General features: G+C 62.6%; 20 protein-coding genes. 6 read left to right on the top strand and 14 right to left on the bottom strand.

What is annotated here, in order from left to right; genetic code table 11:
• Positions 1–57 precede the first annotated feature (57 nt).
• The 7 genes from Q0687_RS02970 to Q0687_RS03000 all read right to left on the bottom strand — a co-directional run bounded on the left by Q0687_RS02970 (position 58) and on the right by Q0687_RS03000 (position 12,920).
• Complete coding sequence (locus Q0687_RS02970; protein WP_298872047.1) at positions 58–3,966, bottom strand: RHS repeat protein; 3,909 nt, start codon at positions 3,964–3,966, stop codon at positions 58–60.
• Between the two features lie 434 nt (positions 3,967–4,400).
• Positions 4,401–5,720: a hypothetical protein gene (locus tag Q0687_RS02975; protein WP_363323918.1), complete on the bottom strand. Its 1,320-nt coding sequence runs from the start codon at positions 5,718–5,720 to the stop codon at positions 4,401–4,403.
• Between the two features lie 140 nt (positions 5,721–5,860).
• Positions 5,861–7,096, bottom strand: a complete 1,236-nt coding sequence (locus Q0687_RS02980) for a glycosyltransferase family 4 protein (RefSeq protein WP_298872052.1) — start codon at positions 7,094–7,096, stop codon at positions 5,861–5,863.
• Positions 7,097–7,173: 77 nt separating this feature from the next.
• Positions 7,174–8,502 carry a cellulase family glycosylhydrolase gene (locus tag Q0687_RS02985; RefSeq protein ID WP_298872056.1) on the bottom strand — a complete coding sequence of 443 codons (1,329 nt, stop codon included), beginning with the start codon at positions 8,500–8,502 and terminating at the stop codon, positions 7,174–7,176.
• A 111-nt stretch (positions 8,503–8,613) separates the two neighbouring features.
• Positions 8,614–9,777, bottom strand: a complete 1,164-nt coding sequence (locus Q0687_RS02990; RefSeq protein ID WP_298872059.1) for a glycosyltransferase — start codon at positions 9,775–9,777, stop codon at positions 8,614–8,616.
• 175 nt (positions 9,778–9,952) lie between these two features.
• Entirely contained in the window at positions 9,953–11,089 is a 1,137-nt protein-coding gene (locus Q0687_RS02995) for a glycosyltransferase family 1 protein (RefSeq protein WP_363323919.1), read from the bottom strand.
• A gap of 214 nt (positions 11,090–11,303) precedes the next feature.
• The gene (locus Q0687_RS03000) at positions 11,304–12,920 is read right to left on the bottom strand and encodes an FAD-dependent oxidoreductase (protein WP_298872062.1); all 1,617 of its coding nucleotides are present in this window, start codon (positions 12,918–12,920) and stop codon (positions 11,304–11,306) included.
• A 542-nt stretch (positions 12,921–13,462) separates the two neighbouring features.
• On the opposite strand from Q0687_RS03000, the gene Q0687_RS03005 reads away from it, so the two are divergent.
• Positions 13,463–14,335 carry an aldose 1-epimerase family protein gene (locus tag Q0687_RS03005; RefSeq protein WP_298872064.1) on the top strand — a complete coding sequence of 291 codons (873 nt, stop codon included), beginning with the start codon at positions 13,463–13,465 and terminating at the stop codon, positions 14,333–14,335.
• A gap of 57 nt (positions 14,336–14,392) precedes the next feature.
• On the opposite strand, the gene Q0687_RS03010 is transcribed toward Q0687_RS03005, so the two are convergent.
• From Q0687_RS03010 to Q0687_RS03020, 3 genes are all read right to left on the bottom strand, one after another.
• Positions 14,393–14,593 (bottom strand): hypothetical protein, encoded by a 201-nt coding sequence (locus tag Q0687_RS03010; RefSeq protein WP_298872066.1) that lies wholly within the window; start codon positions 14,591–14,593, stop codon positions 14,393–14,395.
• A 217-nt stretch (positions 14,594–14,810) separates the two neighbouring features.
• Positions 14,811–15,659 (bottom strand): MBL fold metallo-hydrolase, encoded by an 849-nt coding sequence (locus tag Q0687_RS03015; RefSeq protein WP_298872069.1) that lies wholly within the window; start codon positions 15,657–15,659, stop codon positions 14,811–14,813.
• A gap of 109 nt (positions 15,660–15,768) precedes the next feature.
• A complete protein-coding gene (locus Q0687_RS03020) occupies positions 15,769–17,640 on the bottom strand; it encodes a caspase family protein (protein ID WP_298872091.1) in 1,872 nt (623 codons plus the stop codon).
• A 334-nt stretch (positions 17,641–17,974) separates the two neighbouring features.
• Here Q0687_RS03020 and Q0687_RS03025 point away from each other — a divergent pair, with 334 nt between their 5' ends.
• A complete protein-coding gene (locus Q0687_RS03025) occupies positions 17,975–18,790 on the top strand; it encodes a response regulator transcription factor (protein ID WP_298872072.1) in 816 nt (271 codons plus the stop codon).
• A gap of 292 nt (positions 18,791–19,082) precedes the next feature.
• Here the strand turns inward: Q0687_RS03025 and Q0687_RS03030 are convergent, their stop codons facing one another.
• The 3 genes from Q0687_RS03030 to Q0687_RS03040 form a co-directional block, all read right to left on the bottom strand.
• On the bottom strand, positions 19,083–19,856 hold the full coding sequence (locus Q0687_RS03030) for a transglycosylase SLT domain-containing protein (RefSeq protein ID WP_298872075.1): 774 nt from the start codon (positions 19,854–19,856) through the stop codon (positions 19,083–19,085).
• A gap of 67 nt (positions 19,857–19,923) precedes the next feature.
• Positions 19,924–21,063 (bottom strand): alpha/beta hydrolase, encoded by a 1,140-nt coding sequence (locus Q0687_RS03035; protein ID WP_298872077.1) that lies wholly within the window; start codon positions 21,061–21,063, stop codon positions 19,924–19,926.
• 91 nt (positions 21,064–21,154) lie between these two features.
• Positions 21,155–21,367: a hypothetical protein gene (locus Q0687_RS03040; protein WP_298872079.1), complete on the bottom strand. Its 213-nt coding sequence runs from the start codon at positions 21,365–21,367 to the stop codon at positions 21,155–21,157.
• 129 nt (positions 21,368–21,496) lie between these two features.
• Here Q0687_RS03040 and pgm point away from each other — a divergent pair, with 129 nt between their 5' ends.
• The 4 genes from pgm (at position 21,497) to Q0687_RS03060 (ending at position 26,186) form a co-directional block, all read left to right on the top strand.
• The gene (gene pgm / locus Q0687_RS03045; protein WP_298872081.1) at positions 21,497–23,143 is read left to right on the top strand and encodes a phosphoglucomutase (alpha-D-glucose-1,6-bisphosphate-dependent); all 1,647 of its coding nucleotides are present in this window, start codon (positions 21,497–21,499) and stop codon (positions 23,141–23,143) included.
• 255 nt (positions 23,144–23,398) lie between these two features.
• Positions 23,399–24,448 (top strand): aromatic ring-hydroxylating dioxygenase subunit alpha, encoded by a 1,050-nt coding sequence (locus Q0687_RS03050; RefSeq protein ID WP_298872082.1) that lies wholly within the window; start codon positions 23,399–23,401, stop codon positions 24,446–24,448.
• A gap of 3 nt (positions 24,449–24,451) precedes the next feature.
• Positions 24,452–25,198, top strand: coding sequence for a GntR family transcriptional regulator (locus Q0687_RS03055; protein WP_298872083.1), 747 nt, complete (start codon positions 24,452–24,454; stop codon positions 25,196–25,198).
• 7 nt (positions 25,199–25,205) lie between these two features.
• Positions 25,206–26,186 (top strand): PDR/VanB family oxidoreductase, encoded by a 981-nt coding sequence (locus Q0687_RS03060; protein WP_298872084.1) that lies wholly within the window; start codon positions 25,206–25,208, stop codon positions 26,184–26,186.
• Between the two features lie 27 nt (positions 26,187–26,213).
• Here Q0687_RS03060 and Q0687_RS03065 read toward each other — a convergent pair whose 3' ends face one another.
• Positions 26,214–26,579 (bottom strand): nuclear transport factor 2 family protein, encoded by a 366-nt coding sequence (locus Q0687_RS03065; RefSeq protein WP_298872085.1) that lies wholly within the window; start codon positions 26,577–26,579, stop codon positions 26,214–26,216.
• Positions 26,580–26,755: the final 176 nt, after the last annotated feature.

The following is a 26,755-nucleotide window of genomic DNA, read 5'->3' on the forward strand; positions in this document are numbered from 1 at the left end:
TTGGTCGTGCAGATCCGGACCGGCAGCTTCGCCGGTCCGGACGTTCCTTACGATCTCTCAGACAAACATGAAGTCGTGGCTGGTCAAGTTCGCGACAGCGATGTTCTTCAGCAGGACCGAATCATTGGCTGACACCGTCACAAGGGTGTCGTTGCCCGATTGCGCGATCTGGAGATGACTATAGTCCGCCGCCAGCTGTTTTGAGATCTCGATAATGTCGTGATTGGCGGCATCGCCGGCGTGGAAGTTGACGATCTGATCCTGGCCATGGTCGTAAACCACGGTCGTGGATCCGGGAGCCGTCGAGAACACGTCATTGCCGTTGCCACCCTGAACCGTCACGCCCGCGGCCACCGCGGTGACGTTGTGGGTACCGTCCGCCTTGGCATCATCGAAATATTGCAGCGCGTTGGCCGCGTTGTAATGCTCGTGCTGGGTCGTTCCCTGCTGGCCATTGAAGTTGAACAGGAAGACATCTTTCGTGCTGTCGGCGTTGTTCGCGACCTCCTGGGTCTTGTTGCCGGCGCTGTCATAGATGTCGGTCAGCTTGCTGCCGTCGTTGTTGACCACCTGCGTGTAGTCGAGGGTGCCGTCGGCATGGGTTCGGGTGATCGAGATAATGTTGCCGGCAGTATCGAGATGCTGGTGCTGGGTCGTGTAGCTCTGACCCGCGACGTTGTAGCTCCAATTGTCGGACGTGTGGTCGGCATTGGTGATATAGGCCGCCGTTTTCACGCCTCCGGTGTAGACGGTCGTCGAGCTGTAACCGTCCGCCTTCTGCACCACCTCGCTGGTGATGATGCCGTTGGCGTCGTACCAGTCCGAGGTCTTGGTGCCGTCGCTGGTCTGCGCCAGGGTGAAAGCCAGGCTGTTGTCAGCATGGGTGCGCGTGATGTTGGTGAGGAAGCCCGTCGTGTCGTAGCTGTCGTGCTCGGTGCTGTAGTTCTGACCGACGACGTTGTAGAGAAAGACGTCCTTTGACCCATCCGCGTGATAATCGGTCTCGGTCATCTTCACGCCTGATGCATTGTAGTTGCTGACGACGCTGCTGCCGTCGGAATTGACGATCTGGCTGTAGTCCAGCGTGCCGTCCGCATGAGTGCGGTCCATCTCGGTGAGCTTGCCTGATGCGTCGAGATGCTGATGCTGGGTGGCGTAGCTCTGGCCGGTGATGTTGTAGCTGTAGTTGTCGTGGCTCTGGTCGGCGTTGGTGATATAGGCGGCGGTCTTCACGCCATGGGTGTAGACGGTCGTCGAATCGAAGCCGTTGGCCTTCTGAATCACTTCGCTGGTGAGAATGCCTGTGGCGTCATACCAATCGGTCGTCTTGGTGCCGTCGCTGCTCTGCACCAGCTTGAATGCGTAGCTGCCGTCGGCGTGACGCCGCACCAGCGTGGTGAGGAATCCGGTCGCGTCATAGATATCGTGCTCGGTCGTGTAGGCCTGCCCGGTGATATTGTAGAGCCAGATGTCCTGGCTGTTGTCGGCGTGCGCGTCGATCTCCTTGGTCTTGGTGCCCGTGGCGTCATAGGTCGTGACGACGCTGCTGCCATCGGAATTGATGACCTTGGTATAATCCAGCGTTCCATCGGCGTGCTTGCGGGTGATCGCCGTGACCTTGCCGGAGGGGTCGACGTGCTGGATCAGCGTCGCGTAGCTCTGCCCGGTGATGCCGTAGCTGTAATTGTCCTGGCTGCCATCCGGGTTCTTCACGTAGGCTTGGGTCTTCACGCCGTTGCTGTAGAGCGTCGTCGAGTAGAAGCCGTCGGCCCTCTGGACCACCTCGCTGGTCAGATTTCCGGTCGCATCATAGACGTCGCTGGTCTTGGTGCCGTCGCTGCTCTGAACCAGCTTGAAGGCATAGCTGCCGTCGGCGTGACGGCGCACCAGGGTCGTGAGGAAGCCGGTGGTGTCATAGATGTCGTGTTCGGTGGTGTAGGGCTGTCCGGTGATGTTGTAGGTCCACACGTCCTTGCTGTGGTCGGCGTGATAGTCGGTCTCGACCAGCTTGACGCCGGTCGCGCTGTAGGTGGTGATGGCACTGCTGCCGTCGCTGTTATAGATCTGGGTCGAATCCAGCGAGCCATCGGCGTGCGTGCGGGTCACCGAGGTGACCTTGCCGGTCGTATCGACGTGCTGGACCTGGCTGGTGTAGCTCTGTCCCTTGATGTTGTAGGTGTAGTTGTCCTGGGTGTGGTCAGCGTTGAGGACATAGGCCGCGGTCTTGACGCCGTTGGTGTAGAGCGTGGTCGAATAGGACCCGGTCGATTTCTGGACGACTTCGCTGAGAAGCGTACCAGCCGTGTTGTAGGTATCGGTGGTTCGGGTGCCGTCGGTCGCGAGATGAATGAAAGTGGTCTTCACGCCGCCGGTATAGCCGATCGCGTCCTTCGAGCCGTCGGCATAGTTGATTGTGGTCGAGATCGGTTGACCACTGCTGTTCAGGCCGGTGTTCGACGTCGAGACCAGGCTGCCGTTTGCGCTGTAGGTGAGGGTGCTGGTCCATGCCGGAGCCGAGTTCGTCACCGAGAACGAATATCCACCCTGGATCTTGGACAGCGCATTGCCGTAGTGCGCGATGATGTAGTCCAGCGTCGCCTTCGAGGCGACCGGCAGGACATGCGTATCCGTCAGGGTGATCGTCTTCAGCGTTGTGGACGCGCTGAGATCGGAAAGCTGGGGGACGATCTGAGCTGCGGTGCCGGTGACGTCGGCCGGAACGGACGGCGGAGGTGAGCTTGTTGCGGGTGCATCGATCTCGACGATGAGAGGATGGTCACTCAGCGGAAGCGTGATCGAGGACACGTCGGTGTAGCTGGCGATCGCGCTGGTCCCGGCCATCGTGTCGTACACCTTGACGGAATGATGCACCCCGCCGAGGTTCACGGTGACGGTTTGTGTCGGGTTCGATATCTCGGTATCGGTCGCATCATTCCAGAGCTTGGGCTCGGCCCAGACGACGAGCTCGTAGGCGCCATTGCTCTTGCCCAGCACCATGCTGCTGCCTGATGCAGGCATGTTGCTCAGGGTGTAGTTCAATGGATCAGTCGGCTGATGGCCGCCCGAGCCGTCGTCGGCCAGGATGGTCGTGAGATTGTGGATCGCCGTGGCAGCCAGCTTCGGGGTTCCGTCGGAATGGAACAGGCCGTATTTATCTTCTGGGTTGGTGCCGCTCGTCGACGAATTCCGGTCGAACAGTTCGTAGAGATAGGTCGAGCTCACGCCGGCTTTATAGGCATCGACCAGCGTGTTCAGAATCGATTTTGCCTGCACGGTCTCGTCGACGCCGAGATATTGGGTGTTGGCCTGGGTCGTGTAGCCGGTCTCGGTGATGACCACCGGCTTGCCGGGGGCGGCGGTCTCCACGGCGCTCAGCGTCGCAGCGAGCGAACTGGCAGGGGTCGAGCCGGTGCTGACATAGGCGTGGGCGTTGGCGTAGTCGACCGAACCCGCCATGTTGCCGAGCTGGTTGTACCCTTGCGGGTCGTTGTATGCGAGCGACAGGTTGAAGACCGGAATGCTCGAAAGCGCGCCATCCGCCTTCACGGCGTGGTAGAGCGCGCTCTGAAACTGGGCAGCCGCGCCGAGGCTCGAGCTGCCATGATAGCTGAAGGGCTGGGAATTCGCCTCGTTCAGGCCCTCTATCGCGCTGATGCTGCCTGGATGACTTGCCAGGAATTTATCGAGCGCGGTTACGTAATTCTGAAGCCCGGTCGACCCTTGCCCGGGCAAAGCGGACGAAACGATGAAGTCGAACTTGTAGCCGGCCGCCGCCAAGCCGTCGACGACGGGTTGCGCGGCCGGATTGGTCGCCATCGCGTCTCGAAGATGAGTGACCCCGAGATATTTCAGGTCGTCGCCCATCATTGCGAGATTGTTGTAGTCCGTCCATCCGAAGCCGGCGTGGGTGTTGACGCCGATCGAGTTGATGAAGCCGCTGGCGGATAGAATGGTCTGATCAGACATTGCACACTCGAGTCAAAAGAGAGCGAACGGAATTGCTCGCGGGATTGGGCGCAACTCTCGATTTCGAGTGTGAATTTCAGATAAAGATCGATGCGACAAATATCGTGCGACGCAGGTTCCTTGTGCAGGAACAGATGCCGCATCGACGATACGCATATCGTGGCGATGTCGACGTAGGATGGCACGACCGCGGCGCTTTCAAGAATTCGACAGGCTGGTCTGCTGATTATCTGCGCACTCACGTGCGCGACTGGTCACGAGACCGGCAACATCAGTGCGGCGACGCGCTTGAAGCGCACTGCGAAGTCGCGTGGCTTACGCGTGTTGCCTTTTTTTAAAGCGCGCATGGCCATAGGAATATTCGTAAAGGTTGAATCGTCAAATTCTCGCGGTAGTTGTGAATCGGTATCGAGTATCGGTTCCGGAGCTGGAACTCAAGTTCTGCTGTGGCGCGCCAGCATGAGGAAATCTCCTCGCCAGGCCACCACCGCGGCCGCAAGTCCTGCAATCAGGATCTTGGCGGCGAGCCAGAGCAGCGGCTGGGTCGGCATCGATGCGAGCGATCCGATCAGGATCGCCGCGAGAAGAGCCTGGACGATCAGGATTGCGCGGGGGGCCGCACCGTATTGGAGCGTTGGGCCCAGTGCGAGCAGGATGACGATCACGGTCCCCGCCGAGGCGCAGGCAACTGCACCACGGGGCGACAGGCCGGCCGCGGCCGCCAGGGCGGATGCGACTGCCACAATGATCAACTGGGCGGTCGCCACCACGACCAGACGGGCCGAGAGCTTCTCCAGATGCGGGACGAGCGCGACCGTGGACTGCAAATGGAGGTGCAGGAAATAGAACAAGGCCACCATGGGCGCCGTGGCCAGAAAGCCGTCCAGGCTGTCCTGCGCCAGAAGAATATGGGCTGCGTCCGGGATGAAGCCGATCAGGCCCCCCAGCAGCACGACGGTCGTGCAGACCATGAATTCGAACATGCGTCGGGCCGAATCGGCTGGCCTCGATGCGCCCCCGCGTTCGAAGTCCTGAACGACCTCGGGATAGCTGATCGTGTGAATTGCAGCGTTGAGAACGCCGAAAGGGCGTTGAAGCAGATCGAGGGCGATCGAAAAACCGGCGCTGGCGCCCGTCGCCCCAAGGCGGCTGACGACGATGAAGCGCAATAGCACGGGCACCGACAAATGGATGACGGAAGCGCCGGCTGCCAGCAGGCCGTAGCGGCAGAATTCGGACCAGTCGCGGAGCATGAGCGAAAGCGGCGCCCGCGCCAGCCTCGCCCGATGCGTGATCAGACCTGCGGCGAGGCCCGCCGCCTGGCCGGATGCAACACCGATCAGCGTAGCTTCGGCAGACCCCCATAACGCCGCCCCTGCCACGGCGCCGCCGAGAATTGCGGTCGCGCGCAAGGCAAGGAGGCAGGATGCAAGGCCCAGGCGGTCGCACAGCCGGATCGTCAGGAAGTAGAGGTCGGCAAAGCCCTGGAGCATGGCGACGCTCAAGCCGAGGGCGACGACCCCAGGCGAAAGCGGGCTCAGCAAAGAGGCGCAGGCGCCGATCAAGACAATCGCGAGCGCGCTCAAAAGGCCTGCGCAGAGCAGCGACCACCGCAGCCGCGCGGCCTCGTGGTCGCCGGCTGCAGAGAGGAAACGCAGGCCGGCGAGTTGCAGCCACTCGAACATCAACACGCAGAGCAATTGGCTCGACGCCAGAGCCAGCGAAAAGCTGGTGTAATCCGCCGCGCCCAGCAAATGGCTGATCGCGAAGATCAGGACGATCGCCGTTGCGCTCTGATAAATGTAACCTGCAACGGCAGACAAGCGAGCCATTTGGGACTGATGATCTCAGCTCGGGTCTGCGCGAAGGACGCGTTCGCGTGTCTGCGGGTCCATCATGATGCTGCGGCCGCTCTGGCGTATTGTTGTCGCGGCTGCGTGTCGCGCAACTGCCTGTACAGTTTGCGATAGGCGATGATGACGTCGGAGAACATCCATTTGTTGTTGTCGCTTGCCAGGCGTTCGCTGATCTCGACGATCTTGTGCGGGTCCGCCGCGATGGCGAGCATGCTGTTGGCAAGCGATGTCGGGTCGGAATCGGTCAACCAGCCCGTGACGCCGTCCTCGATTGCCTCAGGCATTCCGCCAAAACGGGTTCCGAGCAGCGGCCGGCCCGCCGCCTTGGCATCGGCGACGACGAGCGGACCGGGATCATGCCAGATCGACGGCGCGATCACCACGTCGACGGCCTTGTAGAACTCGTCGGGAGAAACAAACCCCATGAACTCGACACGGGCGTCGGGAGCCATCGCCTTCAGCCTTTGCTGCTCGCTGTCACTGACCCGCCCAGCAATCAGCGTCCTGAAACGTTCGCGGGGGAGGTTGGCCAATGCCCGCATCAGGTTCTCGATGCCCTTCTCTTCGGTGAGGCGGCCGATGAAGCCGAATGTGACCTCGCTGGTGCAGACAGGACGAAGATATGGCGCGCTTGGCGGCGCCGTCGAGGCATTGTGGATGACGGTGCGGATCGGCGTGTCCGCAAACAGGCCGAGGTCGGTGTGGATCGACAGGACCCGCTCGCTGACGCCAACCACGGCGCTGAGCCAGTGCGTTGCGCGGCGGCGGTGATAGGTCAGCAGCGAGCAGCTGGTGCAGGTATGCTCGCAGCTCCGTCCCTTATCGAAACGCGAGCATCGGGGGCAGGTGAGATAATAATCGTGGATCGTATGGAGCACGGGCACGCCAAGTTGGGCCGCGACCCTCCAGATCGCGGTCGTCAGTCCCGACAAATTGTTGGAGTGCACGACGTCGGGCTTGAAGGCGCGGATTCGCTCCGCGATCATCGGCGCCAGGATCTGCCAATCCTCGACCGCATGCCACACGCTGCGCAGCGCGGCGTTCCTTGGTTCGTCGAACGGCAGATAAAGGTTCTGAACGGGCGCGGTATGGATATCGATGCCATTATGTGTTTCGGGACGTCGATCAAGCGACGTTGCGGTGCGGACCACTTCCACCTTGTCGCCCGCTTCGGCCAGGCCTTCGGCGAAACGGCGGGCAAAGATCTCGGCGCCGCCGACGACTTTCGGTGCATTCGCGGTCGGATAGAGCGAGGATGTCAAAAGAACTTTCATGGGGCCAATCTCTTTCTAGAGAACGCAGGAAACCACTGATCCACAACCGCATTGGCTGGCGTGCTCGCAGGCATCGCTCACCTCTCCGGCCGGATGTCGAAATCGGGAGCCGCAGCCGCATTCGTGTTGACCAGGAGCGGCGTGCTCGACACCGGCATCCATGCCCCTGAAGCGGGCTGCGACGAAGCTTCGCAAGGAAGGCTGTAAGTCGCGTCCGCGGCGCTCGATCGCAGCCGGACGGCAAAGCGTTGGTTTGGATCCCCGGACCAGATCGCTATGCGCCGGCCGGCCGGCGTCGATGCGATGATCGCAGTGACACCGCCCGTCAGCTTCTTGCCTTCCGCGCTCGTGCTCGACCGGACAAAGGCCCATGCGTCACGAACCGCGCAGGCGGCCGGCTTCGGAGAATTGTCGAAATGGTACAGGCCGAAATTGTGTTCGAGGTCCGATGGATTCGTTCCGCTGTCCTTGAGTTCGTACAGCCAGATGCCCTTGAGCCAGGATGAGGCGGTCGAAGCCCAGAGGATGAGCTGGGCCATATTGTCGGCCTGTGCCTGCTCACTGACGCCGCATTTGTTGTTCGCCGTCGGCCAGCCTGCTTCCGTCACATAAATTGGAAAGGTCGGGTTGCCGCTGGCGTCGGTCACCAGGCGATGAAAGGCGCTCAGCCGGTCGACGACCTCCGCCGAATTGCGCCGGGAAGGTCCCATGCAAAAATTATAGAGATGGATCGAGACGCCATCGGCATATTGAAGAATGCCGGATTGCAGCATCTGCTGGGTCCAGCTCCAGCCGGGATCATCGCCAATCGCGCCGACCACGAAAGGGGCGCCGGGCGCGGCTTGCTTGACCGCGGGCTGTACGGTCTTGGCCAACGCCAGATAGTTTTCGGCCGAGAATGCCGCGTCTTTCTTGGCCGCGAGATTCCATTCATTCCAGAGTTCGAACACCGGGCGCTGCGGCGCGACCGCGTGCGCTGCGGCCGATGCATAGGCGGCGAAGCGCTGTCGTGCCTCGTCCGTCGTCGGCGGCATGGAATTCGGCACGAGATGGTGGCCGAAAGCCAGGATGAGGAAGGGGCGGGCAACGGCCGACTTGATTTGAGCATCCAGTCGGCCGAGCTGCGGGGTAAACCCGATCCGGCCTCCGGGCTGTTCGAAGTCAGACCACGGAAAATCGTCGCGGAACGCGTTGACGCCCAAATCCCTGATCTGGCCGATATTGGTCGAAGGTGTGTAGCCGCGCGAGCTGACCGGGCCGCCCAGTCCCTGATGCGTGCCGACACCCAGCAAGAACTTGCTGTCGAGCGGCTGCGCGGTCTGAGCGAGCCCGCCGGAGGTCGATAAACCGAGGGCGACGAGCCCGATGAGGATGTGCCGCGTGGCGCTTCTTAAGGTGCTTTGCATCGTTCAGATCGCGCTCACCACGGTCCTCGCTCATGCTGCCATGGATGCTCCCGATGGCGATCCATTTGTCCGATCCCTGGGCGCGCTGCGGCGCCAGGGTTTCAAGTCTGCTCAGGCGTTGCTCGACACGTCCTGTTGCAGTTGCACCTGCTCTTCGGGACGGCGCTCGTCGCTCTGCAGCACTTCCATGTAGACCTGCCGGAGCTGCCGATGGGTCTTCTGCACATCGTAATATTGCTTGAAGCGCTCGTAGCCGCGGTGCCCCAGCACTTTCAGGTCGAGGTCGAGCGCGCGTTGGAAGCCCTGGACCAGCTCCGCGGCGGTAACTGGCTCGCAAAGCACGCCGGTCACGCCATCGACCACGATCTCCGGCAATGCTCCGATCCGAAACGCCAAGATCGGCTTGGCCGCGCGCATCGCTTCCAGCGCGACCAGACCGAAGGCTTCCCAGCGAGAGGGGATCACAACGAGGTCGGCGGCCTCCAGATGGGTTTCGATCTCGCGGCGGTCGAGCCAGCCGAGCAGGGTGACGTTGGAAGGGACCGGTGGGCCGTCGAACTTGTTGACGACGGAGGCGCCAACGATGCGGACATCAAGTACATCTTCGAGCCGCCTCGCCGCCTCGATCAGCAGGTCATAGCCCTTTTGTCGATCGAGCCGGCCGATGAACAGCACCTTGGTCTTTTTCGAGGGCCAGAACGCAGCCACCGGCGGCGGCTCCGGACGCGTCTTCGAGATGCCGTTGGGCACCAATGTGAGGCGATCGGCCGAAATCCCGGCGCGAACGGCTTCGTTGAACTCATCTGCAGAGATGCAGATGATTCGATCCGTGGTTCGCGCAAGAAGGTTCTCGGCAGCCTTCGAGACCTGGTGGCTCAGCCGTCCGGTCTCGCGAGAGAAGGCCCAGCCATGCGGACAATAAATGACGCTGGGGGCCTGCGGCCTTGCCGCGAGCGCAGGCCGGAGAACCAGACCCGCAAACGACGAGTGCAGGTGAACCACATCGGGTTTGAAGCTGTCGATTGCCTGCAAGCTCGCGCGCAGCATATTGAAGAGCCCGGACATGCTGCGGCCCGACCGTTCGAATGTCGTCATCTGGACGTCATCAATGCCGAGATCGCCTCGGTGATCCGAAGGCACAACATAATGGATGTTCTCGGCGCCGAAGCTCGCTTGCTGCTGCGGATGCAGCTCATTCAGGTAGCTCGCGATTCCGCCTCGGATCGTTTCAGCGATGTGCAAGAGCTTGATGGGTCGTTGGAGCGAGCCTGACATCACTGGGTCCCTTCGTAGGCGTCGGCAGTGGCGCGGACGATCCTCCCAATACGAAGCAACATTTTGACGAGCGTGTGGTGTTGTTGCGCCAACAGTGCATCCGTCGTCGTCACGAAAATTTTTCTCTGCAGACGGAACCAAAAGAATTTACGAGTATTCGATCGGTTTGCGCGCGTCAGTTGATGCGCCGTTCCGCCAGGAATTGCAGCAGTGCGTCTGCAGATCGCTGCCATGAAAACTGCGCGAGTCGATCCTGCTGCCGCTTTCGCTCACTCTCGGAGATTGCGCCGGCAGCCAGCCGTGCTTGCATGCATTGACGCAGAGCATCCGAATCGTTGGCGTCGAAATAGGCAGCCGCGTCGCCGCAGGTTTCCCTGACTGCGGCGGCTGTCGAGGCAATGACCGGACATCCGAACAGCATTGCCTCAAGCGGAGGCACACCGAAGCCTTCATAGAGAGAAGGAAATACAAACGCTGACGCGTGTGCATAGAGTGCGGCGATTTCGTTGTCAGTCAGGCGGCCCGCCATGATGATATTCGGGGTTGCCTTGCCTAAATTATCCTGAAAGACGCTGCTGTTGTGGCCGCCGACGATGACAAGTGGAACATCCGGCCGGTCCAGCGACCGGATGGCGCGCATTGCCACGGCGAGATTCTTGTTCTTCGTCATTGAGCCGATGAAGAGAAAATAGCTGTGGGAGCAAAGCCCCAGCCGGCCGAGAATGTCATCATCGGGAACCGTTTTTGCAAAGTGCTCCGCGCTGTTGGGGAGCACCGGAATCCGGGACGCGGGTAGATTCAGGACGTCGGCAAGCTCATGACGCGAGAAGTCCGAAACTGTCGCGATGGTTGCGCTACGCGCCAGCAATCGATCCATGGCGCGATGAACCGTGCGATAGCGCCAGCCGAAGAAGTCCGGGCGACGAAAAACCTGGGCATCGTGAATGACCACGATTTGGTCACGATGCAGCACGGGTCCTGAATTCGCCAAGCTTATCAAGCGTCCGCCCGCGGCCGCGCGCGCCAGATCGACCTGATCCCAGGCGTGGCCGCTCAAGCGCCCGATCTTTCGAACCTTGATTTTCTCGAGACGAAGCACGTCGCGGACATCCGGTGGAATCAGCAGTTGCCATTCGCAATCGTGCAGTCGTGCCGGAAAGCGCCCCGTCGCCAATGCGTGGTCGATGGCTTTGACGATTTCAGCGGCATAGCGCTGAACGCCCGTCAGCGCTTGCGAGAGAAAGCGGCCGTTGATGGAGATCTTCAGGTTGGTGCTGCTCGGCAGAGAGCGTGTCGGAGACTGTATCGTCATATTGTCCTAGCTGTGCACGGATCGGGCCAGCCGATGCGCCGCTAGAGAGCAATTGTTAGGCACGAAAATATGACGGAGCGATGTTCCATGCGCGATCGAACACGTCCGGCCCTGAGACCGCGAAGGGCGGATGCGCTGAACAGCCTGGCGCCGTCAGCGGAACTGCGCGCGATCTCCGAGCAATCCGGCGAGCCCGGTTCGGTGCCCGTCGGGATCACGGGCCAAAGATGCCTTCTTCTATCAGGTCGAGAACAGCGCCTGCCTTCAGAAGCTCGCGTTGTAACCGCGCGATCGGAATGTCCTGCACTGCCATGCCGCTCTCGGCCGCGAGCGCTCCGGCGACGCCTGCGGCTTGCCCGAGGATCATGTATTGCGGCTCCATGCGCAGCGAGGAATAGGCGACGTGAGAAGCGGACAGGCAGACCGGCACCAGCAGGTTCTGCAATTCGTCCTTGCGAGGCGTCATCACCCGATAGGGGATCTGGTATGGCTGCACGGGGACTTGCATGTCTCCCTCGTTGCGGATCGATCCATCGGGCATCACGACCCGCTGCACGTTATGGGAGTCGCTGTTGTACGACCCCATCCCGATCGAATCCGGCTTGGCGCGGTTTGTCTGCAGATCCGCCTGTGTCACGACATAGGCGCCAACCATGCGTCGTCCCTCGCGGATGTACAATTCTCTTGGCCAGTGGCTGCTGTCCGAGAACTCGTCCTTCGGCAGGCCCCATGCATTGAGCTGGCTCTTGAGTGTCGCAGGCACGACCGGATCGTGGCTGAGAAAGTAGAGCAGTCCCTGGGTGTAGCGAAGATGTTCGGCGCGGATCCGTTGCTTGTCCTGGTAGGAGGCATCCGGATAGGCGTCGCTATGGCCGATATAGTCGCTCGAGAACGGCCCGTTGTTGTTGAAGTCGGCCTTGTGGTTCGGAAGCCGGACCGGGTACAAAAAATCCGTGAGCGAGGGTTCGCGTCCCATGTGCGATTGAAAGTCCTGCAGGTATCGCGCCAGCAACGCAAATTGGGTTGAATCGTAGCCGTCCGGTTTGGGAAGCGGCAGACGATTTGCGGGATCATCGGTCAGAACGAGACGATAATTGTAGGCCTGGACGTTCTTGTCGCCGCTTCCGGCTGTCGGGAGCGGGCTCGACGAGATCTCCGGATAGAGTTGGTGGTCGTTGCGATAGGCTGATATCGGCCAGCGAAACTGGTGCTGCGGCGTGATGGTGCGTACGCCGGCAAGCGTCTCGCCGTAAGTCTGCGTGCTTTCGCGGCCCCAGGTATATGTCGTGCCTGACTGTGCCAGAAGATCGCCTTCGTAGCTGCAGTCCACAAAGACTTTGGCGCGCCATACGTGGCTATCCTCGCTCGTCACGGAAACGATCTTGTGATTTTCGACGGATACGCCGTGATGTTCGCGCAGCCGCGCGCCGAACACGACCTCGACACCGGCTTCACCGAGCATCGCGCCGAAGGTGTCCTCGGAAACATGCGGCTCCGCGAGCCAATCCGTTGTGCGGTCGAGGCGAGATCGGCCGTAATGCTCGGCAACGCGGCGATAAAACAGTCTCGCATATCCGCCGATGACCTCCGGATTGCCGAGGTCGGTGGCGGAAAGGCCTCCGGTGACCATGCCGCCGAGATGATGGCCCGGCTCGAGAAGCACGACATGCGAGCCCTGGCGCGCGGCTGCATAGGCGGTCATGACGCCGGCAGCTGTACCGCCGTAAACGAGGACGTCCTTGTTGACGGGAGATTGAGCGCTCGCCGGGCTGACAATCAGCGACAGTATCAAGCAAAGCAGGAGGCCGGATGTTCTGCAATAAGTCGACATCGATATCACGCTTCCGCGGGCTGGAGATGACCTTTCTTTTTATCTGCGCCTTCCGATGAATGGCGTAGCGACGCAGTATGATTGATTGAGGCCGGAACGGCGTCGGGAGAATGGCGTTTGTCGTTGCGAAAGTGCTGATCGCGCCATGTGTCTGACACCAGGCTGAATGAAATGGCTTGCGGCGCGCAAACCACGGATCAGGCACTAGCGTTTCGAATGGGCTCGTCACGGCAACGCGGCTTCAACATCATCTATTCTTGTATTGCGAATTGATCCTGCGAATGGACTGGAGCGCGCTCGTATCCCGCAGCTCATTTGCGATCGGCAGAGGTGAGATCTGAATGTCGGGCCGCCGCGCTTCGTGGTCATGTCTTCTTTGTCGTCATGGCGATGCTTGCTGGACCACATCGGCTCGGCCTGTTACCAGATCATCTGCACGAATTCGGTCGTCGAGTTGTTTTTCGGAGTTGGTCAGTGGCTGGGGAAAGCGAAGGAATCCTGGGGGCCATTGCCCTGAGGTCAAATTCACAAGAGGCTTGGGCATGAGCGACACGTACACGATCCGCAGCGGCTCCCTCGCCGCAACCATCAAGGCCCAGGGCGCCGAGATGTGCTCGCTCAGGCACGAGGACGGTGTCGAATTCGTCTGGCAGGCCGAACCGGTCTGGCCGCGCCATGCGCCGTTGCTGTTTCCGATCGTCGGGCGTCTTGCCAATGACGAATTGCGGCACCGGGGCAAGACATACCGGATGACCCAGCACGGTTTCGCACGCGACAACCTGTTTGCATGTGACGAGAGCCGGTGCACGCTGGTGCTCGAAGACAGCGTGACGACGCGCGAGCGTTATCCGTTCGCGTTCCGGCTGACTGCAGCCTATGTGCTCGACGATTCCGGTCTCGATCTCACGCTCACGGTCGTGAATACCGGCAACGAGACCTTGCCGGTGTCGCTCGGTGGCCATCCGGCTTTCAACTGGCCGCTTCAGGCCGGCGTGCCGAAGGAGAGCTATGCGCTGACGTTCACGAAGGAGGAGCCGTCTCCGATTTGCCGTGTCGAGGGCGGCCTCCTGCTCGAAGCTGCCGACCCTAGCCCGGTTCGGGGCACCGTGCTTCCGCTGTCGGAAGCCTTGTTCACCAACGACGCCGTCATCCTCAATCCCGTCAACAGCGCCGCGGTCCGCTATGCGGCCGGGCAGGGCACTGGACCCTGGCTCAGAATGTCATGGCGCGGCTTTCGCGAGCTCGGAATCTGGTCGAAGCCGTCGGGCGCGCCGTTCGTCTGCATCGAGCCCTGGCGCGGTTACGCAAGCTCAGTCGGCTTTGACGGCGAGTTCACTGACAAGCCTGGCCTGATGCACATTGCGCCCGGCGCAGAGGAACAAGCCTCGTTCCGGATCGAGGTCGGCACGTCCTAGACTAAGGCGCGTGCGAGGCGCCAGAACGCCGTCATCCGTGGGCAGGCCTAGGCCGTTTCAGCTCATGTGCACTTTGCCATTCACGTCCCTCGTAAAGGTCAACCCCATAAATGTAAGCGAGCCGCCGCGCGCGTCGATAACATCGCTGCTCACATGGTTGGGATCGGTCTTCATGCCACCGCTAACCTTCTCAAGGTCCTGCGCTGTCAGTTCCGTCTTGTTGTTATGCGTATTGTTGCTTCCGATTGTATCAGTCATCACATGTCTCTTTGGTTGGCGCGATCATCCGATGCCGCTGCGACCACATTTGGCATCATCGCTCCGGTCGGTATGTGACGGCCATCACAAAGTGTCCGGGACCGGCCAGAAGCGTTACGCTTGGACCGACCCCATGATCCAAACTCCCAAGAATGTCGTCGGGTAGCGACGCGCTACGAGGCTATGGTTGCGCCTTAATGAGGCCGCGTCCTGGCTGTCATACCTCGATGCGCGTGAGGTCTTCGCCGAGCACGACGGGACCCGAATAGTCCTGCCTGACGTCCGCGAGCAGCGCGGTCAGCATGGCGTCGTCGGTGCGGGGACGGTGATGGGTCAGCGCCAGCTTCTTGACACCGGCCTTGGCTGCGATCTTGCCGACCGTGTCACCGCAAGCGATCGTGTATTTCGCCAGCCTGCGGAAATGCTCGTTGTTGATCTCCGGCGTTGCCAGAAAGCAAACCTGCACGAGCAGGTCGGCGCCCTCGGCCAGCCGCTCGAGGCCGGGGCAGGGGACGGTGTCGCCGGAAATGGCGATGACCTTGCCTTCCGCTTCGAAGCGGTAACCGAGGCACATCCAGCGCGCGAGAAACGCCGGTGACATGTCGAGGCCGTCGCCATGCGAAACGAGCTCGGCACTGATCTTCCAGCGGCCCGTGTCGAGGACCGGGCCGGGAATGATGTCGGTCGCGACAACCGGCTTCCAGCCGCCAAAGGTCGGCTCGCCCTGATCGCGCCAGGCGATGTCCTTGTCGTAGACCTGGGTCACAAGCGTGTTGACGAGCCGTTCGGTGTCCGGAGGTCCAAAGATCCGCAGATCGTCCTTGCGCCCATACATCCACGAATTCAGCATCACATCGTAGAGGTCGCCGATGTGATCGAAATGATGGTGGGTGAGAAACACCGTATTGATGGCGCCGAGCGGCACACCGGCCTTGCTGAGCTGCACCATGACGCCGCGGCCGGCGTCGAACAGGATGTTCTCCTCACCGACCCTGATCAGCGTGGTCGTCGCCATGCGGTGCGGGTCCGGACACGGGCCGCCGGTGCCGAGCAGGATGACTTCCATGGCGTTTGCTCTCGAGTGGATCAATTGCCCCGCTGGGGCAATGTGAGGTCTGTGCCTGTCACCAGGAGCCTCACTTTGCGCTGACATCGTTAGCCGCTGTGATGTGCGGTCAGTTGCAGACTTCGACAGTGGCAGGTTGGGAAGTGCCGTAAGAGCGGGGTTTGACTTCTAGCCTGCAGCCCTTTGCAACCGGGCGGCATCCTGCCATGCCGCAAATCATTTGTCCCGAAGCCTGGGGCTTCGACGGCGCAGACTCCGCATCCTTGCGCTCTAAATCGCGCTTTGGTTTGGGCTCTTCGCGCTTCGCCAGCGGTTCTTTTCCCCCTATCTTTTGGCAATCGTTATCGTCATTGATTCGATAGCCCGAGCGACAGGTAATCTTCACGCAGCGTTCGCCATCGGCCCGAAAACCGTGTTCGCAGATCAGCGGGCAGATCCGCGAGGTCTTCGCCTTCACGGCGTCGAGCGCATCCGAGCTCGCGGTCTTAACTTCCAGCTTCGTCCCCGCAAATTTGTTGAACAGCTCGAGCGCACGCTGCGAGGCGATGTTCCAGTCGCCGTCGATCGTCTCAGTGTTGCAGCCAACCCGGCGCAATTCGGACTGCAAAGCACGTGGCAGATCGACTGCGGACACCGGCGCCGGCGTACCATCCACCGGTGCAAGGGCCGCAACCTTCTGTTCGGTTACCTTCGGCTCGGACTCTGCTTTTTTGTCGACGGCAGGTTTCGCAGCCTCAGCCGCGCTTAAGCGTTCCGCTTCAGCCTGGGTCTTGGCCACTCTTGCAGCCTCCGCGGCCTTTGCTTCCTCGGCAGCTTTCGCTTCCTCCGCGACCTTGGCCTGAGCCGCCGCTTTTTCGCGTTCGGCCGCCGCTACCTTTGCTTCCTGCGCCTGCTTGGTGAGTTCAGCGATGATCCTCTCTTGCTCGGCGAGCTTGGCTTGCTGGGCAGCCTTGGCCTGCTCGGCCTGCTTTGCCCCCTCGGCTGCGAGCCGGGCCTTTTCCTCCAGCGCCGTCTTGGCTTTCTCGGTGGCGGCGACGCGCGCCTCTTCCGCCGCCAGCCTGTCGCGCTGCGCTTTTGCGAGCGCGGTGAAGAATCCGAGCGGATATTTTTCGATGAAAGCATCCCACACCGGCTTCGTACCGATCTGGAGCGCAAGCTCGTAGTTTCGCTGCATAGCGGCGTCGTGGTCATCCGACGAGGGAGCAACTGGCTTTGCCGGAACGAGCGCAACATCGTCACCGCCTAGCGAGCCGTAAATGTATGGCTCCTGCGCATAGCCGGTGTTCTTGAGAACATCGTCGCGGACGAAGCCGAATGCCTTGCGCAGGTCCAAACCCGGCGTCGGCAGCCGATCAACGAGTGCTATTGCAAAGGGGCTATCTTTGGCATCGCCATCCGAAGCGGTGGACCCTGCCTTGGCGGCGAATGCGATCATGGTGTTTGGGCTTGTTGGCTCGACCTTCGCAAGGCCGCGCCCGATTGAACGAGCGGCGACTGTTCGCTTCATCGTCTTGGCGAAGGGATTGTCGCGGCAGGCGTCCAGGATGATGAGCCGCAGCTGCTTCGCAGGCTCAATGGCGAAGAGAGCGCGGTCAAGCCCCACGGTCTCATCGAGCACGTCGCTGTCGGTTTCGAGAGTTGCATCGGTCGGGATCAGGTAGTTCGTCCCGTCAAATTCGATGCCGTGACCAGCATAGTAAATGATCGCGACATCCGCCTCTCGCGCTCTCGCACCAAAGTCGCGCAGGGCCTTTCGCATCTCGATGCCGTTGAGGTCGGTCTTGATGTAGACTCCCTCAAACCCGGCCTTCTTCAACATGTCACCAACGAGGGCGGCGTCGTTCACCGGGTTGCCCAGCTTCGGCACGTTCTTGTAAGCGGAATTGCCGATCACCAGCGCAACTCGACGCTCGGCCTGAGCCGATCCGCAGGCCAACCAGATGGAACAAAGCATCAAAGCCAGTAGTCGAACCGCGCCCATTGCCGCCCCTGTCGCGCAATGTGGTCCAAAGTAGTCGGAGCATGCAGGAAGGCAAGCGGCGGCTCTGTGACGATCATCACGCAAGCGCCCGCGTTGGTCCGCTTCTGGGCCGATCCGATCCGCTTCAGCGATCGAACCGGCGGTTGAAATCGAATTCGGATTAACGAAATTACTGGTGCCGGAAGCCATCGAATTGGAGCTCACGGAGTATAGATGCGCTCAATGAGAAGTGTGGGGCAATTCATAGTTAATACTGCAATACCGTGACCTATATTGTTTGGGCGACACAACCCGCCTAGTATTCGGCAGGCAGTTTGAGGGGCTCGAACAAGCCGTGAATGTACGTTCACAGGACAACGCATCACGCGGCGACTTGAGTTTTCAAGCCCAGTCGCACGCACACAGGACATCCAACATCGTGGCTGATTCCGCACTTCAGGAATTGCGGCCGGTCGGGCGCGAGCGCCTGATCGTCGTCGAAGACGATCCCGTGACGCGAACGATGCTGGTTGGTTACTTCAGCGAGAACAATTTCGACGTGGTCGGCGCCGGCACCTGCGCGGAATGCCGCCAGGCGCTGCGCGCCCGCACCGACCTCGTCTTCCTCGACGTGCAGTTGCCGGATGGCGATGGCTTCGACCTCGCCAAGGAGATCCAGGCGACCAGCAACGCCGGCATCATCTTCGTGACCCGCCGCGACACCGACGTCGACCGCATCCTGGGCCTCGAGATCGCCGGCGATCATTACGTCACCAAGCCGATTAATCTGCGTGATCTGCTGGCGCGCGCGCGCAGCGTGCTGCGGCGGCGCTCGATCGACCGCAAGGCGGCGCGCAATCACAATTCGATCGCCTTCGGCGACTGGATCATCGATCTGACGCGGCGGGAGCTCTTGGGCAGTGACGGCAAGCCGGTGGCGCTGACGCGGGCCGAGTTCGACCTGCTCGCCGCCCTGGTCGGAGCGGACGGGCGGCCGCTCAGCCGCGACTATCTGATCGAGGTCGTCAGCAACCGTCAGGCCGAGGTCGACATCCGCACGGTCGATGCGCTGGTGGCGCGGCTGCGCCGCAAGCTCGTGGGCAGCGGCACGCCTGTGATCGCCACTGTCACCGGCGTCGGTTACAAGCTCGCGCTCAGCGAGCGCCTCTAGGCGGCAATTCCCGAGGCTGCGTCGTGCCGGTCAAGGCCACGGCGGCACATTTTGCTTCAGCCACTGAACCCGACCAGGAACCGGATGGCGATGAAGGTCGACGTGGCCACGGCCGCGGTTGCGAAGATCGCAAACAATACTCTCAAACTGTTGTGCATGGTCTTTATTCGGGGTTACGCAAAAGGACTGTTGGCTTAATCGCTGCAGCTACCCCGAAAAGGGGGCGTCCGTAGTATTCCATCGACCATGACGTTCCAGTCAAGAGCCGCGTCCGCGTCGTGACGAACGACCGTTAACGCGAGGCCGTCCGCCGCCACCTGGCTTCGATGCGGGCCTTGATGCGGCTGACCCTGGCCTCATGCGCGGCCCAATAGGCCCTGGATGCGGCGGCCGTGCCCCTGATGTAGTGGGCGTAGACGTCCTTGGGCTGCGCCAGCCTGGGGCGCGTCCGCGGCTTTTCAGGTTTGGCAGATGCCGTTTCCGGCGCCGGCGCTATCGTGGGGACCGGCGCTTGTGCCGACGGTGGGACGGCCGCATCAGGGGTGACGGTGGCTGGCGAGTTCATCGCGACAAGCCGGTTGCGGGCGCGATTGCAATAGACCTGCGACCGAGGGTTGATCTCCCCCTCGTCGCGGCTGGAGCGATATTTCATCAGCGTGCGGCAGAGGTCCCCGCCGGTGAGGCGCCAGGCCTGGCTGAGCAGAAGCACGCCGTAATGGATGTTGATATCCGGCTCGGCGAGCTCGGCAGCGTTTCCCTTGAAGCCGAGCGAGGCCGCGGCCTCGAGCCGCACCTGCATCAGGCCGCGCTCGCCGGCGCTGCCGACGACGGCCGAGTTGTAGCCGCTTTCGACGAAAGCGACGGCGTCCGCGATGTCGGCGGGCAGATTGGTCCTCGCCGTCTCATGGTCGATGATTTTTCGGATCTCGGCCCGCGATGTCGCGGTTTCGCCTGCGCCGAGGTCGGCATCTTGAGCCCACGCGCCTGTTGATGCGGACAACAGCAGCGCGACCACGACGTGCTTCCACGTCGCCTTCAGATCTGGTCGTGCCGGATCCCGCAGCATGGAGCCGTCGTACATCTTTCGAGTTAACAAGCGATGTGTCGCCGCCGCTTCCTGCGCCTCGCCAGGTCTACCGCGCGCGCGAGACCTGGTCCGTGGTCTTTCCCGCCGCACTGCCGGAGGAGAGCTGGTCATCGACGGCATAGAGCGTGCAGGTCGGCGACCATTTCATGCAGGCGGCGAGCGAGTCGCGCTGCGCCTCGTCCACGGTGCTGCGCCCCGAACGCCAGCCATAGCCGCCGTTCGGCGACACCGCGAAAGCCTTGTGCGGCAAGGTGCTGGCGAGATAGCGGGAGAACTCGGCTTTCGCCGCGTCGTTGAAATGATCCGGCGGCGGCAGCGGATCGGGCGGGCTCAGCACGTCGCGGCCAAGCCCGCGCTCGCGCAGGAAGGCATCGACAAAGGGTGTCCACAGCTCACGGGCCACCACGGAATAGAGATAGTGGCCGTCATCGCCATAAGGCGGCGCCGCGACGAATTTGGCGTTGCCGCCGCTGGCGCGAAATCCGTCATAGAACCGGCGCGCCAGATCGGGCGCGAAGTACAGATCGTTGGTTGCGTAGACCCACAGCATCGGCACGCGCGAGGTCTTGCCGAAGGTCGCGAAGGCCTGCACCAGTCCGTCCGGATTGCAGACGTCGTCGTCGTCGCGCGAGCCGCGGCCGCCGGCGAAGCTGATCGCGGCGACGAGGCCGGGCGGAGCCTGCGCGGTCAGCGCGACGGTGGCGAGCCCTCCGGCGGAATGGCCGGCCGCGATCATGCCTGTGGTGGTGACGTCGCTCCGGCGGGTCATCGCATCGATCGCGGCACGCAGATCCGCAACGGCGACCGCGGTTGCCGGCAGATAGGCGGCGTTGCTGCATCCACCGACGCTGTCGACGCGTCCGCCCGGCGAGGTGCCATAGCCGCGCCGCATCACGATCAGCGCGGCAAAGCCGCGCCGGGCATATTCCAGCGCGATACCGTAGTATTTGTGCGCCGACATCGTCGCGCGGTCCTCGAAGCTGCGCGGCGAGCCGTGGCTGAGCAGGGCCAGCGGATAGCGCCTGGTCCCAACAGGGCGGACCAGGAACGCCTCCAGTCCCTGCGGTCCAGCCTCCGACATCGGGATGCGCAGGTCCTCGGTGTAGAACTGGGCCGCGCGCGCCGGTGCGCCGGCCAAAGCGAGGCTGGCGATCAGCAAGGACAGCAGCTTGCGCGAAAGGACCATGGGACGATTCGAGGCGGCCAGCACGCGCGAACCATAGCATGTTCCGGCGAACGCCGGTGCGGCCGAGCTGGAAAGACGCCGCCGCGCGCCGTCAGCGCGTCATGGCCGGAGGGGACGCGGCCGTGGTGTCCGATGCGGCGCTGTGGAGCGCCTGCTCGATCCGCCGCTTCACCTTGGCGAGGTCGTGATCGATGGCCGCATAGCGCAGCATCGGGTTGGGCTCGACGTCGGCAGCCCTGACATGGTCTGGCGGCGAGGATGCCAAGGAACTGGCGAGCAGCACGGCCGTTGCGAAAATGGTCATACCCCGCATTCATGGACGCAAATGCGGCCATTTGTTGCCGTGGTTGACCGGCAGCTTCTGGCTTGGCGCGTGCAGGCCCGGTGCTATGGTGCGGCAGGACCTCAATTTTCAAGGACGAGGATACTCCCAGTGGCAGATGTTCATCCCGCGGCGGGCAAGCTGGCTTCGCCGAACGCGCTCGCCAACATTCCGCGGCTCGTGACCGCCTATTTCGCTGGCAAGCCTGACGCGGCCGATCCGGCGCAGCGGGTGGCGTTCGGCACGTCGGGCCATCGCGGCACCTCGTTCAAGAACACCTTCAACGAAGGCCACATCCTCGCGACCACGCAGGCCATCTGTGACTACAGGCAGGAAAAGGGGCTGACCGGTCCGCTCTTCATCGGCATCGATACCCATGCACTGGCCGAGCCGGCGCTCGCGAGCGCGGTGGAGGTGTTCGCGGCGAACGGCGTCGAAATCATGATCGACAAGGACCACGGCTACACGCCGACGCCCGTGATCTCCCACGCGATCCTGAGCTACAACAAGGGCCGCACCTCGGGCCTCGCCGATGGCGTCGTCGTCACGCCCTCGCACAATCCGCCCGAGGACGGCGGCTACAAATACAATCCGCCGCATGGCGGCCCGGCCGATACCGACGCCACCTCCGTCGTCGAGAAGCGCGCCAACGCCTATCTCGCCGATGGACTCAAGGGGGTGAAGCGCATCGACTATGCCAGGGCGCTGAAATCATCGACCGTTCATGCCTACGACTACATCACGCCCTATGTTGCCGATCTCGGCAGTGTCGTCGATCTCGAGCTCGTCAAATCCGCCGGCGTCAATATCGGCATCGATCCGCTCGGCGGCGCCGCCGTGCATTACTGGCATCCGATCATCGAGCGCTACGGGCTGAAGGCCACCGTGGTGAACGAGGCGATCGATCCGACCTTCCGCTTCATGACCGTGGACTGGGACGGCAAGATCCGCATGGATTGCTCCTCGCCCTATGCGATGGCGAGCCTGATCGCGATGCGCGACCGTTTCGACGTCGCCTTCGCCAACGACACCGACGCCGATCGCCACGGCATCGTCACGCGCACCGGCGGCCTGATGAACCCGAACCATTATCTGGCGACCGCGATCTCCTATTTGTTCGCGCACCGGCCGAACTGGGGCAAGGATACCGCGATCGGCAAGACCGTGGTGTCGAGCTCGATCATCGACCGCGTCGCCAAGAAACTCGGCCGCAAGCTGGTCGAGACGCCGGTCGGCTTCAAATGGTTCGTCGACGGCCTCCTCACGGGAGGCTTCGGCTTCGGCGGCGAGGAGAGTGCAGGCGCCTCGTTCCTGCGCCGCGACGGCTCGGTGTGGACCACCGACAAGGACGGCGTCATCCTCGGCCTGCTTGCCGCCGAGATCATGGCGAAGACCGGCCGCGATCCGAGCCAGCTCTTCAATGACCTCACCGCCGAGTTCGGCATGCCGCATTACGCGCGCATCGACGTTGCGGCCACCGGGCCGCAGAAGAACATCCTGAAGTCCGTCACGCCCGAGCAGCTCGGCCTGAAGGATCTCGCCGGCGATCCGGTCCGCTCGACCCTGAGCAAGGCACCCGGCAACGGCCAACCCTTCGGCGGCATCAAGGTCGAGACGGACTACGGCTGGTTCGCAGCACGCCCCTCGGGGACGGAGGACGTCTACAAGATCTACGCCGAGAGCTTCCGCAGCACCGAGCACCTGAAGCGGATTCAGGAAGAAGCCCAGGCCGGGCTCGCGAAGGTGTTCGGGGCGTAGAGCGCCAAGGCGCCTCCGCGCGCTCCGCTGTCATCGCCCGCGAAGGCGGGCGATCCAGTACGCGGCGGCTCAAGTTGTGTGAACCCAATGTCGGCCACAGCGTACTGGATTCCCCGCCTTCGCGGGGATGACCGTGGTTGTTTCTGTATACACAAACCCCATAATAGGTAATTAGATAAGAAAAAATTTGCCTTGAACCTTTTCGTCCCTCCGATATTGTATACACAACGCATACAATAGCCCCGGGAGGCCTCAATGACCAAACCCTTCCCCATGAACGCCTGGTACGCCGCCGCATGGGATGCCGAGGTGAAGCCGGCGCTGTTGCCGCGGACGATCTGCGGAAAGCATGTCGTGATGTACCGCAAGGCCGACGGCTCGGTGACCGCGCTGGAGGACGCCTGCTGGCACCGCCTGGTGCCGTTGTCGAAGGGCCGGCTCGAAGGCGACACCGTGGTCTGCGGCTATCACGGCCTGAAGTACAATCCGCAAGGCCGCTGCACCTTCATGCCCTCGCAGGAGACCATCAATCCGTCGGCCTGCGTGCGCGCCTATCCCGTGGTCGAGCGCCATCGCTACATCTGGCTCTGGATGGGCGACCCCGCGCTCGCCGATCCCGCACTGGTGCCCGACATGCACTGGAATCACGATCCGGCCTGGGCCGGCGACGGCAAGACCATTCGCGTCAACTGCGACTACCGCCTCGTGCTCGATAATCTCATGGACCTCACCCACGAGACTTTTGTGCACGGCTCCTCCATTGGCAATGACGCAGTCGCCGAAGCGCCGTTCGACGTCACCCATGGCGACAAGACCGTCACCGTGACGCGCTGGATGCGCGGCATCGAGGCGCCTCCATTCTGGGGCAAGCAACTCGGCAAGGAAGGCCTCGTCGACCGCTGGCAGATCATCCGCTTCGAGGCGCCGTGCACCATCGCCATCGACGTCGGCGTGGCGCCAACAGGCACCGGCGCGCCGGAAGGCGACCGCTCGCAGGGCGTCAACGGCTTCGTGCTCAACACCATCACGCCCGAGACCGAGAAGACCTGCCATTATTTCTGGGCCTTCGTCCGCAACTACCAGATCGGCGAGCAGCGCATCACCACCGAGATCCGCGAAGGCGTCTCCGGCATCTTCCACGAGGACGAACTGATCCTCGAGGCGCAGCAGCGTGCCATGGACGAGAACCCGGACCGCATCTTCTACAATCTCAACATCGACGCCGGCGCGATGTGGACGCGCAAGCTGATCGACAGGATGATCGCGAAGGAAAATCCGCCGACAAAGCTCCAGGCTGCGGAGTAGGGCATGGGCGAGGTCGATCGCTCCGTCTCGCAGACGGTGAAGGCGCAGCTCGCGCTGCGCGACCAGATCTTGTCCGGATCGTTGCGACCCGGCGAGCGCATCTCCGAGCTTCAGGCGGTAGAGACCACCGGCGCCTCGCGCACACCGGTGCGCATGGCGCTGGTGCGGCTGGAGGAGGAGGGGCTGCTGGAAGCGATCCCCTCGGGCGGCTTCATGGTGAAGGCGTTTTCCGAGCGCGACATCTCCGATTCCATCGAGCTGCGCGGCACGCTGGAGGGGCTCGCCGCGCGCTTTGCCGCGGAGCGCGGCGTCTCCGCGCGCGAGCTCGAGCCGCTGAAGGAGTGTCTTGCCGCCATCGACGAATTGCTGCGGCAGGTGCCGATCTCGATCGAGGCGTTCTCGTCCTATGTCACCTTGAATGCGCGCTTCCATGCGCTGCTCACCGAGCTGTCGCGCAGCCCGCCGCTGATCCGCCAGATCGACCGTGCCTCGGCGCTGCCGTTCGCCTCGCCATCTGGATTCGTGATGGCGCAGTCGGCGCTCGCCGAGGCGCAGCAGATCCTGATCATCGGGCAGGAGCACCACCGCGTGGTGATTGACGCCATCGAGAACCGCGAAGGCGCACGCGCCGAGGCGATCATGCGCGAGCACGCGCGGCTCGCGGTGCGAAACTTGCGGCTCGCGCTGCGCAACCGAACCCATCTCGACCTCTTGCCGGCGCTCGCGCTGATCAAGACCGCAACCGATTGAGGGCACCATGCGCTTCGTCGAAACCTGGATTCCGGCAACGCTCGTCTCGACGCGCGATCTGTCGCCTGGCATCCGCGAATTCCTGATCAGGCCCGACCAGTTCGACGGTGCCGCCTATCCGGTCGGCAGCCACATCAATGTCGGCGTCACCATCGACGGCCAGCCGGAGACGCGGTCCTATTCGCTGGTCGGGGAAGCCTCGCCGCAGGGCTTGCGGATCGCGGTGCGCCGCGCCGAGGACTCCCGCGGCGGCTCGCGCTACATGTGGCAGCTCGCGCCCGGCGCGCGGCTCGACATCACCCGGCCCGCGTCGCTTGTCGCGGTCGACTGGGCCCGCGATAATTATTGCCTGATCGCCGGCGGCATCGGCATCACGCCGATCGTCGGCGCCGCACAGGCGCTGACCCGCCGTGGCTCCGATATCACCCTGCATTACGCCGTGCGCGGCCGCGCGGATGCCGCCTATCTCGACGACCTCGCAAGCCTGCTCGGTGACCGGCTGGTCGTCCACGCCAGTGATGAAGACAAGCGGCTCGATCTCGATGCGCTGTTCGCCTCGCTGCCGAAGGGCACGCTCGCTCTGTTCTGTGGCCCGATGCGCATGCTCGATGCGGCGCGCCATGCCTGGATCGGTGCCGGCCATCCGCTGTCCGATCTCCGCTACGAGACCTTCGGCTCCAGCGGCACGCTGCCGACCGAAGCGTTTCGCGTGCGCCTGAAGGGCTGCGATGTCGAGCTCGAGATCCCGCGCGAGCGCTCGATGCTCGATGTCCTCAACGCCAGCGGCTTCGAGGTGATATCCGACTGCAAGCGCGGCGAGTGCGGCCTCTGCGCCATCGACGTCGTCGCTGTCGACGGGGAGATCGACCACCGCGACGTCTTCTTCAGCGATCACCAGAAGCAAAGCAACGCGAAGATCTGCGCCTGCGTCTCCCGCGCGCGAGGCACCATCACGGTGGATACGCTGCTGCGGGCGGATGCGGTTTGAATTTTCCGAGAGCGGGATTGAGGCCCGTCACCGCCCCAGCTGCTTCGGGTCGTAAAAGAACCGCTCCTCGATCAGCTCATCGCCCCGCCAGGTCTGCCAGGCGATCTCCTCTAGCGTGCGGGTGACGCCTTCGGCGTTGGTGAAGCTGAAGATCCAGCGCGTCGCGACGTTGTCGCCTTCGATCAGGCTCGGCCCGACGCGAACGGCCTTCACGTCTTTGGAAGCCGCCAGCACGGCGCGCTCCTTGGCGACGAGCTTCTCGCGGCCGATCGTCGGCGCGGTGTTGTTCTCGTAGGTGACGGCATCTGGCGTGCAGAACTGCTCGATCGCGCCGATGAAATCCCCGGCTTCCAGACGCTGCGCAAAGGCTTCCACGATCTCACGGCTCGGCATGCGGCACCTCTCGATAAAAACCGACTGATAGTCGGTAAATACCGACCGATAGTCGAAAAGTCAACTTCGCTGATTCTTCCTTCTCCCTTGTGGGAGAAGGTGGCGCGAAGCGCCGGATGAGGGGTCTCCATCCACTCGCGAGATGGCTCGTGAGGACAGAGACCCCTCACCCCTCT

Source organism: uncultured Bradyrhizobium sp. (genome assembly GCF_936928535.1).
In the GTDB taxonomy this organism is placed as follows: Bacteria; Pseudomonadota; Alphaproteobacteria; order Rhizobiales; family Xanthobacteraceae; genus Bradyrhizobium.

Excerpts from the sequence above, each read along its gene's own strand:
- Q0687_RS02970 (WP_298872047.1), bottom strand. The coding sequence starts at position 3,966 with ATGTCTGATCAGACCATTCTATCCGCCAGCGGCTTCATCAACTCGATC.
- Q0687_RS02980 (WP_298872052.1), bottom strand. The coding sequence starts at position 7,096 with ATGAAAGTTCTTTTGACATCCTCGCTCTATCCGACCGCGAATGCACCG.
- Q0687_RS02985 (WP_298872056.1), bottom strand. The coding sequence starts at position 8,502 with ATGCAAAGCACCTTAAGAAGCGCCACGCGGCACATCCTCATCGGGCTC.
- Q0687_RS02990 (WP_298872059.1), bottom strand. The coding sequence starts at position 9,777 with ATGTCAGGCTCGCTCCAACGACCCATCAAGCTCTTGCACATCGCTGAA.
- Q0687_RS02995 (WP_363323919.1), bottom strand. The coding sequence starts at position 11,089 with ATGACGATACAGTCTCCGACACGCTCTCTGCCGAGCAGCACCAACCTG.
- Q0687_RS03000 (WP_298872062.1), bottom strand. The coding sequence starts at position 12,920 with ATGTCGACTTATTGCAGAACATCCGGCCTCCTGCTTTGCTTGATACTG.
- Q0687_RS03005 (WP_298872064.1), top strand. The coding sequence starts at position 13,463 with ATGAGCGACACGTACACGATCCGCAGCGGCTCCCTCGCCGCAACCATC.
- Q0687_RS03010 (WP_298872066.1), bottom strand. The coding sequence starts at position 14,593 with ATGACTGATACAATCGGAAGCAACAATACGCATAACAACAAGACGGAA.
- Q0687_RS03015 (WP_298872069.1), bottom strand. The coding sequence starts at position 15,659 with ATGGAAGTCATCCTGCTCGGCACCGGCGGCCCGTGTCCGGACCCGCAC.
- Q0687_RS03020 (WP_298872091.1), bottom strand. The coding sequence starts at position 17,640 with ATGGGCGCGGTTCGACTACTGGCTTTGATGCTTTGTTCCATCTGGTTG.
- Q0687_RS03030 (WP_298872075.1), bottom strand. The coding sequence starts at position 19,856 with ATGCTGCGGGATCCGGCACGACCAGATCTGAAGGCGACGTGGAAGCAC.
- Q0687_RS03035 (WP_298872077.1), bottom strand. The coding sequence starts at position 21,063 with ATGGTCCTTTCGCGCAAGCTGCTGTCCTTGCTGATCGCCAGCCTCGCT.
- Q0687_RS03040 (WP_298872079.1), bottom strand. The coding sequence starts at position 21,367 with ATGACCATTTTCGCAACGGCCGTGCTGCTCGCCAGTTCCTTGGCATCC.
- Q0687_RS03050 (WP_298872082.1), top strand. The coding sequence starts at position 23,399 with ATGACCAAACCCTTCCCCATGAACGCCTGGTACGCCGCCGCATGGGAT.
- Q0687_RS03055 (WP_298872083.1), top strand. The coding sequence starts at position 24,452 with ATGGGCGAGGTCGATCGCTCCGTCTCGCAGACGGTGAAGGCGCAGCTC.
- Q0687_RS03060 (WP_298872084.1), top strand. The coding sequence starts at position 25,206 with ATGCGCTTCGTCGAAACCTGGATTCCGGCAACGCTCGTCTCGACGCGC.
- Q0687_RS03065 (WP_298872085.1), bottom strand. The coding sequence starts at position 26,579 with ATGCCGAGCCGTGAGATCGTGGAAGCCTTTGCGCAGCGTCTGGAAGCC.